Source organism: Streptomyces sp. SID5910, assembly GCF_009862125.1.
Taxonomy (GTDB): Bacteria; Actinomycetota; Actinomycetes; order Streptomycetales; family Streptomycetaceae; genus Streptomyces.
On sequence record NZ_WWHX01000501.1, the window covers coordinates 19,909 to 27,535 of the forward strand.

Here is a 7,627-nt window from a genome sequence, read left to right on the forward strand (position 1 = left end):
CGGGGTCAGACGCGCGACCACCACACGGTCGTGTCCGCCGGCACCGTCGCCTCGCCGTTCGCCTCGGTCACCTCGCCCGTGGCCAGCAGGACGCGGCCGTGGGCGGGGACCGTCGCCGGCTCACCCGTGGTGTTGGCCACGCACACGAACTCGCCGCGCCGGAAGGCGAGGACGCCCTCGGGTGCCCGCAGCCACTCCACGGCCTCGCCCGCGCCCAGGTCGGGCTGTTCGCGGCGTACCGCCAGGGCCGCGCGGTACAGCTCCAGGGTCGAGCCCGGCTCACCCGTCTGCGCCTCGACGCTCAGCTCGCCCCAGCCCGCGGGCTGCGGAAGCCAGCTGCCGCCGTCACCGAAGCCGTACGACGACCCCGTGCGCGTCCACGGGATCGGCACCCGGCAGCCGTCGCGGAAGCCGTCCTGGCCGGCGCCGCGGAAGTACGCCGGGTCCTGGCGCACCTCGTCGGGCAGGTCGACGACGTCCGGCAGGCCCAGCTCCTCGCCCTGGTAGACGTAGGCCGAGCCGGGCAGCGCCAGCATCAGCAGGGTCGCGGCGCGGGCCCTGCGCAGGCCCAGCTCGCGGTCGCCGGCCAGGCGGATCTGCGTGCCGAGGCCCGCCGGGTTGGCGAAGCGGGTGGCGTGCCGGGTGACGTCGTGGTTGGACAGGACCCAGGTGGCGGGGGCGCCGACGGGGCGCATGGCGTCCAGGGTGCGGTCGATGACCGTGCGCAGCTCCTCGGCGTCCCAGTGGGTGCCCAGGTACTGGAAGTTGAACGCCTGGTGCAGCTCGTCGGGGCGCACGTAGTTCGCGGTGCGCTCGACGGTCGGCGTCCACGCCTCCGCGACGAAGATGCGCTCTCCGCTGTACTCGTCGAGGATCAGCCGCCACTGGCGGTAGATGTCGTGGACGCCGTCCTGATCGAAGAACGGCATGACATCGTTGCCCAGCAGCTTCAGCTGCTCGTGGGATCCAAGGTCGGGCAGGCCCTCGGCCTTCACCATGCCGTGCGCGACGTCGATGCGGAAGCCGTCCACGCCCATGTCCAGCCAGAACCGCAGGATCGAGCGGAACTCGTCGCCGACGGCCGGGTGCTCCCAGTTGAAGTCGGGCTGCTCGGGCGCGAACAGGTGCAGGTACCACTCCCCCGGCGTGCCGTCGGGCTCTGTGACCCTGGTCCAGGCGGGGCCGCCGAAGATGGACTCCCAGTCGTTGGGCGGCAGTTCACCGTTCTCGCCCTTGCCGGGGCGGAAGTGGTAGCGGTCCCGGGAGGGCGAGCCGGGGCCCTCGGCGAGGGCGCGCTTGAACCACTCGTGCTGGTCGGAGGAGTGGTTCGGGACCAGGTCGACGATGATGCGCAGGCCCAGCCCGTGGGCGTCGCGGATCAGCGCGTCGGCGTCCAGGAGGGTGCCGAACATGGGGTCGACGGCCCGGTAGTCGGCGACGTCGTAGCCGGCGTCGGCCTGCGGGGAGGCGTAGAAGGGGCTGAGCCACACGGCGTCCACGCCCAGGTCGCGCAGGTACGGCAGACGGGTGCGGACACCCTCCAGGTCGCCCATGCCGTCGCCGTTGCTGTCGGCGAAGCTGCGCGGGTACACCTGGTAGATGACCGCGTCGCGCCACCAGTCGCGGCGCCTCGTGACGGTGGCGACGGCGGAGGTGGGGGCCGGTGCGGCGGAGTGCTGCTGGCTCATGTCGTCCTTGTGTGTGACGGAGGTCTGGTCAGGGAGGCATGGGTGGGGGGACGGGATGGCCGGCCGCGGTGCGGCGGGGTCGGATGGCACCGCGGCCGGACGTTCTCCCGTCGGGCGTCAGCCCTTCGTGTCGGGCGTCAGCCCTTCGTGCCGCCGGCGGTGAGGCCGGCCACCAGGTTCTTCTGCACCAGGTAGAAGAAGGCGGACACGGGTATCGCGACGAGGACGGCGGTGGCGGCCATCAGGTGGCGCTGCGCGTCGTGCTCGCTGATGAAGCTCTGAAGGCCGACCGCGAAGGTGTACTTCGTGTCGCTCAGCATGAACGTCGAGGCGAAGGCGACCTCGCCGAAGGCGGTGATGAAACTGTAGAAGCCGGCGACCGCCAGGCCCGGCCGGGCGAGCGGCAGGATCAGCCGGAAGAAGGTGCCGAACGGCGACAGCCCGTCCACGCGCCCGGCCTCGTCGATCTCGAACGGGATGGTGTCGAAGTAGCCCTTGAGCAGCCACGCGCAGTACGGCACCGCGGTCGAGCAGTAGACGAGGACCAGGCCGAGGTAGCTGTCGACGAGCTGGAGGTCGGACAGGATCTGGTACATCGGCACGATCAGCACGGCGATGGGGAACATCTGGGTGACCAGCAGCACCCACATCAGCTTCCGGTAGCCGGGGAAGCGCATCCGCGAGACCGCGTAGCCGGTGGTGGCGGCGACCATGACGCCGACGACCGTGGTGCCCAGCGAGACGATCAGCGAGCTCTTCAGCCAGTCGAAGAAGTTGGTGTGCTGGAGCACGAACGCGTAGTTGTCGAAGGTCATCTTCGACCAGATGCGCCCGGGGTGCAGGTAGTCGTCCTTGTCCGGGCCGAGCGACAGGTAGACCAGCCAGGCGACCGGGAAGAGCGCGACGAGGCTCGCGACGGTCAGGACGCCGTGGGAGGCGAGGGACGCGGCGCGGCCGCGTTCGCCTCGTGAGCGCACCTTGCGCGGCGGGGCGGCGGGCCCGGGGCCGGCCTGCTCGGCCGGGGCGGACGCCGGAACGGTGGTGGTGCTCATGGTGGCTCCTGCCTCAGATCGCGAGCTGCTGCTCATTGCGGTTCAGCCAGCGGCGGTAGAAGGAGGTGAAGACGATCAGGATGGCCAGCAGCAGCATGCCGTAGGCCGCGGACTGCGCGAAGTCGCGCGGCTGCTGCCCGAAGCCGAGGTGGTAGGCCCAGGTGACGAGGATCTGCGCGTCGGGGGCGGTGTTGCCGAACAGCAGGAAGATCACGGCGAACTGGTTGAAGGTCCAGATGATGCCGAGCAGGACGACCGTGGAGCTGACGGAGCGCAGACCGGGCAGGGTGACGAAGCGGAAGCGCTGCCAGGCGTTCGCGCCGTCCATCTCGGCGGCCTCGTAGAGGCTCTTGTCGATGGACTGGAGGCCGCCGAGGAGCGAGACCATCATGAACGGCACGCCGCACCAGGTGTTCACCATGATCGCGGAGAACCGCTGCCAGAAGGTGTCCTCCAGCCAGGCCGGCGTCGGCAGGTGCAGCCAGTCCAGGGCGGAGTTGACGATGCCGGCGTCGGCGAGCATGAAGCGCCAGCCGAAGACGGTGACGAAGGTGGGCACGGCCCACGGCAGGACCAGGAGCAGCCGGTAGAAGGTCCGGCCGCGCAGGTTCTGGTTGAGCAGCAGCGCGAGGCCGAGACCGATGCAGAAGTGCAGGGTGACGCAGACGGCCGTCCACACGATGGTCCAGATGAAGTGCGACCAGAAGCGGTCGTACGCCGTCGGGCCCCACAGGATGTCGGCGTAGTTGTCCAGGCCGATGAACTTGTACGTCGCCTCGATCTCGTTGACGCCGATGGTGCGCCCGGTGTTGAGGCTGTTGGCGTCGGTGAGGGTGAGGTACAGGCCGTACCCGAGCGGGTACAGCACGAGGACGCCGATCACGACGGCCACCGGCGCGATCATGGCGTAGGCGTACCAGTGCTTCTGGTACCCGTCTTTCAGACGCCGGCCGAGGCCGGGCCGCGGCGTGCGGTCACCGCGGCGCTTGCCGGTCGCGCGGTCGATGGTGACTGTCATGGTTCGGCACCTTCGGGAGCATCGGGCTGGGCAGGACGATCGAGGGGTGCGGCGCACCGGCCGCCGGGTCCCCTCCCCCCACGGGGGGCCCGGCGGCCGCGGGACTCACTTGGAGAAGTCCGGCACCAGCTTGGCGATCGCGGTCTCGGCGTCGCCCAGACCCTCGTCCAGGGACTTCTTGCCGCCGGCGATCTGCGGCAGCTGCTCGTCGAGCGGGGTCCACAGGGAGCCGTACTCCGGCAGCGCCGGGCGCGGCTGGGCGGCGGGCAGCACCGTCTGGTAGCCGGCGATGCCCGGGTCGGCCTTGACCTTGTCGGTGTAGGCGTCGTCGCGGGTCGGCAGCGTCGAGTTCTTCAGGGCGATGGTCTCCTGGGACTTCGCCGAGGTCATGAAGTTGACGAGCTTGAGCGCCGCTTCCTGGTGGGCCTTGTCCGAGCCGGCGTACACCGAGAGGTTGTGGCCGCCGGTCGGGGCGCCCGCCTTGCCGGTGGAGCCGGCCGGGACGGTGGCGATGCCGAGGTTGTTCTTGTCCTTGAAGGCGGTGCCCTTGTAGAAGTTGGTGATCTCCCACGGGCCCTGGACGATCGAGGCGACCTTGCCGCTGACGAACGCCTCCTGGATGTGGGCGTAGGCGTCGGCGGTGGTGTCGGCCTTGTGCAGGCCCTTGCCGTCGAACAGGCTCAGCCAGGTGCCGTACGCCTTCTTCGCCTCGGGCGAGTTGACGGTGACCTTCTTGCCCTCGGCGTCGACGGTGTCGGTGCCCTCGCCGAACAGGAACGGCTGCCCGTAGTAACCGGCCGTGGAGCCCCAGTAGCCGTCGGCGCCGGTCTTGTCCTTGATGGTGGCGGCGGCCTTCTTCAGGTCGTCCCAGGTCTTGGGGGCCTCGACGCCGGCCTTCTTGAACAGTTCCTTGTTGTAGACGAAGGCGAGGGTGTCGGTGACCAGCGGGACGCCGTAGGTCTTGCCCTCGTACTTGGCCTGCTCGATCAGGCTGGGCTGGAACTTGGCCTGGTCGGCGAGGGCCTCGGTGCCGTCCAGCGGCAGGAAGAAGCCCTTCTTGGCGAAGGCGGGCGTCCAGCCGACCTCGGAGCGCAGCACGTCCGGGGCACCCTTGGAACCGGCGGCGGTGTCGAACTTGTTCTGCGCCTGGTCGAAGGGCACGTTGACGAAGTTGACCTTGATGCCCTTGTTGGCGGCCTCGAACTCCTTGACCAGCGCCTTGTAGGTCGGCGCCTCGTTGGTCGCGTTCGAGGTGTCCCAGTAGGTGATGGTGACCGGTCCGCCGGACTCGCTGTCGCTGTCGCCGTCCCCGCCGCACGCCGTCGCCGCGAGGGCGAGGGACGCCACCAGAGCGGTGGCCGCTATGCCACGCCGCATGAGTTCTCCTTGAGGGTGAAAGCCCGTGTGGTGCAGGGTGCGGGCCCGTCCGCCGCTCCTGCCGACACCGACGCGCCGTTGCTGCCGTCGGGCGACGTGAACGTAACAGCGATGTAAGCGGCGCGAAAGGTCTTGCTGCAAAAAAGTGCAAGAGATCTCCGAAGTTATCCGTGCGTGACCTGTCAGCGACCGTCGTGAGACGCTTGTTTACAGGGCACGAGCGGTATCGGGCCGGTTGTGCAAGACTCTGCAAGCTCTTGCCACCACTTTCTCGAGGGAGCGCGATGACGCAGCAGCCCGCGCCGGGCCGTCCAACAGGCCGTGCACGGCGCCCGGTCGGTGTGCAAGGCGCCCTCCGACAGGTACAGTCCACTCCCGTGACCACACGGCTTGCCGACATCGCCGCCCAGGCGGGCGTGAGCGAAGCGACGGTCAGCCGCGTCCTCAACGGGAAGCCGGGCGTCGCCGCCACCACCCGGCAGTCCGTGCTCGCCGCCCTCGACGTCCTCGGCTACGAGCGCCCGGTGCGGCTGCGGCAGCGCAGCGAGGGCCTGGTCGGTCTGATCACCCCGGAGCTGGAGAACCCGATATTCCCGGCCCTGGCCCAGGTCATCGGCCAGGCACTGACCCGCCAGGGCTACACGCCGGTCCTCGCCACCCAGACCCCGGGCGGCTCCACGGAGGACGAACTGACGGAGATGCTGGTCGACCGCGGCGTCGCCGGCATCATCTACGTCTCCGGACTGCACGCCGACACCACCGCCGACATGGAGCGCTACGAGCGGCTGCGCGCGCAGGGCGTGCCGTTCGTGCTGGTCGACGGCTTCTCGCCGAAGGTGCAGGCGCCGTTCATCTCCCCCGACGACCGCGCCGCGATGAGCCTCGCGGTCACCCACCTCGTCTCGCTGGGCCACACCCGGATCGGGCTGGCGCTCGGTCCGAAGCGGTTCGTGCCGGTGCAGCGCAAGATCGAGGGCTTCGTCCGCACCGTCCAGGAGCAACTGGACCTCGACGCGCGGACCGTGGAGACGGAACTCGTCCAGCACTCCCTCTACACCCTGGAGGGCGGCCAGGCCGCGGCCACCGCGCTCATCGAGCGGGACTGCACGGCGGTGGTCTGCGCCAGCGACATGATGGCGCTGGGCGCGATACGGGCGGCCCGGCAGCGCGGGCTCGACGTGCCCAAGGACGTGTCGGTCGTCGGCTTCGACGACTCGCCGCTGATCGCGTTCACCGATCCGCCGCTGACCACCGTCCGCAAGCCGGTCCCCGCGATGGGGCAGGCGGCGGTGCGCACGCTGCTGGAGGAGATCGGCGGAACGCCCGCACCGCACAGCGAGTTCGTGTTCATGCCGGAGCTGGTGGTACGCGGTTCGACGGCCTCGGCGCCGGGTGAGCGGCACCGGTCCTGACCCCTTACTCCGCCGCCGGATGCGGCGCGGACCCCGCCGGGGGATGATCGGTGGGACAGGGCTTTTCTGGCAGACTTCATGCCTATGGGTGACGCGACCGTGAGGACTCCGGAGCGCCTGGAAGACGGCGCTCCGCACCCCGTCACGGAGGAGACGACGGGGCGGGGACTCGTGCGCCGGCTCCGCAGGCCGCGCCGGCCCCGCCTGTGGTTCGAGATCCTGCTGATCGCGCTCAGCTACTGGACGTACTCGCTCGTCCGCAACGCCGTGCCGGAGCAGCGGGGGCAGGCGCTGCGCAACGCCGACTGGATCTGGCGGGTCGAGCAGCAGCTCGGGATCGCCGTGGAGCGGTCCGTCAATCATGCCGTCGACTCCGTGACTTGGCTGGTCGTCGGCATGAACTACTACTACGCCACGTTGCACTTCGTGGTGACGCTGGGTGTGCTGGTGTGGCTGTTCCGCCGGCATCCGGGGCGGTACGCGGCGACCCGGCTGGTGCTGTTCGCGACGACGGCTGTGGCGCTGGTCGGTTACTACCTGTATCCGCTCGCGCCGCCCCGGTTGATGAACGGGGGGCGTTTCGTCGACACGGTGATGGTCCACCAGACGTGGGGGTCGATGGCGTCGGGGGACCTGAAGAACATGTCCAACCAGTACGCCGCGATGCCGTCGATGCACATCGGGTGGTCGGTGTGGTGCGGGCTGACGATCTTCGCGCTGGCGTCGGTGCCGTGGGTGCGGGTGCTGGGGCTGGTGTATCCGGTGGTGACGCTGGTGGTGATCGTGGCTACGGCGAACCACTTCTGGCTGGATGCGGTGGGGGGTGTGCTGTGTCTGGGGTTCGGCTATGGGGTGGCTCGGGTGGGGTATGGGCGGATGCCGTATGGGTTGCCTCGGTCGGTGCCGGGGGTGGTTGGGCGGCGGAGGGTTTGGGCGGTCACGCGGGGGTGACGTGAGGGTGTGCGGGGTGTTGGTGCGCAGTCCGTGGCCCGGGGCTTGTTCGGTGCGGGGAGCTGGTGCGTGGGGGTGGGTCCGGGCGCCGGCGTTGCCGGGTGCCGCTGCGCCCACCCGTGCCGCCCC

6 protein-coding genes are annotated in these 7,627 nt (G+C 70.0%); 2 read left to right on the plus strand and 4 right to left on the minus strand.

Annotated elements, in window-relative coordinates; genetic code table 11:
* Nucleotides 1-5: 5 nt before the first annotated feature.
* The 4 genes from GTW67_RS17890 to GTW67_RS17905 form a co-directional block, all read right to left on the minus strand.
* Nucleotides 6-1,688: a glycoside hydrolase family 13 protein gene (locus GTW67_RS17890; RefSeq protein WP_161165827.1), complete on the minus strand. Its 1,683-nt coding sequence runs from the start codon at nucleotides 1,686-1,688 to the stop codon at nucleotides 6-8.
* 137 nt (nucleotides 1,689-1,825) lie between these two features.
* Entirely contained in the window at nucleotides 1,826-2,740 is a 915-nt protein-coding gene (locus tag GTW67_RS17895; RefSeq protein WP_161165828.1) for a sugar ABC transporter permease, read from the minus strand.
* 13 nt (nucleotides 2,741-2,753) lie between these two features.
* Nucleotides 2,754-3,758, minus strand: coding sequence for a carbohydrate ABC transporter permease (locus GTW67_RS17900; protein WP_161165829.1), 1,005 nt, complete (start codon nucleotides 3,756-3,758; stop codon nucleotides 2,754-2,756).
* A 105-nt stretch (nucleotides 3,759-3,863) separates the two neighbouring features.
* The gene (locus tag GTW67_RS17905) at nucleotides 3,864-5,135 is read right to left on the minus strand and encodes an extracellular solute-binding protein (protein ID WP_161165830.1); all 1,272 of its coding nucleotides are present in this window, start codon (nucleotides 5,133-5,135) and stop codon (nucleotides 3,864-3,866) included.
* Between the two features lie 377 nt (nucleotides 5,136-5,512).
* On the opposite strand from GTW67_RS17905, the gene GTW67_RS17910 reads away from it, so the two are divergent.
* Nucleotides 5,513-6,547: a substrate-binding domain-containing protein gene (locus tag GTW67_RS17910; protein ID WP_161165831.1), complete on the plus strand. Its 1,035-nt coding sequence runs from the start codon at nucleotides 5,513-5,515 to the stop codon at nucleotides 6,545-6,547.
* Nucleotides 6,548-6,631: 84 nt separating this feature from the next.
* The gene (locus GTW67_RS17915) at nucleotides 6,632-7,498 is read left to right on the plus strand and encodes a phosphatase PAP2 family protein (protein WP_161165832.1); all 867 of its coding nucleotides are present in this window, start codon (nucleotides 6,632-6,634) and stop codon (nucleotides 7,496-7,498) included.
* Nucleotides 7,499-7,627 lie beyond the last annotated feature (129 nt).

What these genes read in the sequence shown, in the direction of transcription:
- GTW67_RS17890 (WP_161165827.1), bottom strand. Translation starts at nt 1,688, where the DNA reads ATGAGCCAGCAGCACTCCGCCGCACCGGCCCCCACCTCCGCCGTCGCC.
- GTW67_RS17895 (WP_161165828.1), bottom strand. Translation starts at nt 2,740, where the DNA reads ATGAGCACCACCACCGTTCCGGCGTCCGCCCCGGCCGAGCAGGCCGGC.
- GTW67_RS17900 (WP_161165829.1), bottom strand. Translation starts at nt 3,758, where the DNA reads ATGACAGTCACCATCGACCGCGCGACCGGCAAGCGCCGCGGTGACCGC.
- GTW67_RS17905 (WP_161165830.1), bottom strand. Translation starts at nt 5,135, where the DNA reads ATGCGGCGTGGCATAGCGGCCACCGCTCTGGTGGCGTCCCTCGCCCTC.
- GTW67_RS17915 (WP_161165832.1), top strand. Translation starts at nt 6,632, where the DNA reads ATGGGTGACGCGACCGTGAGGACTCCGGAGCGCCTGGAAGACGGCGCT.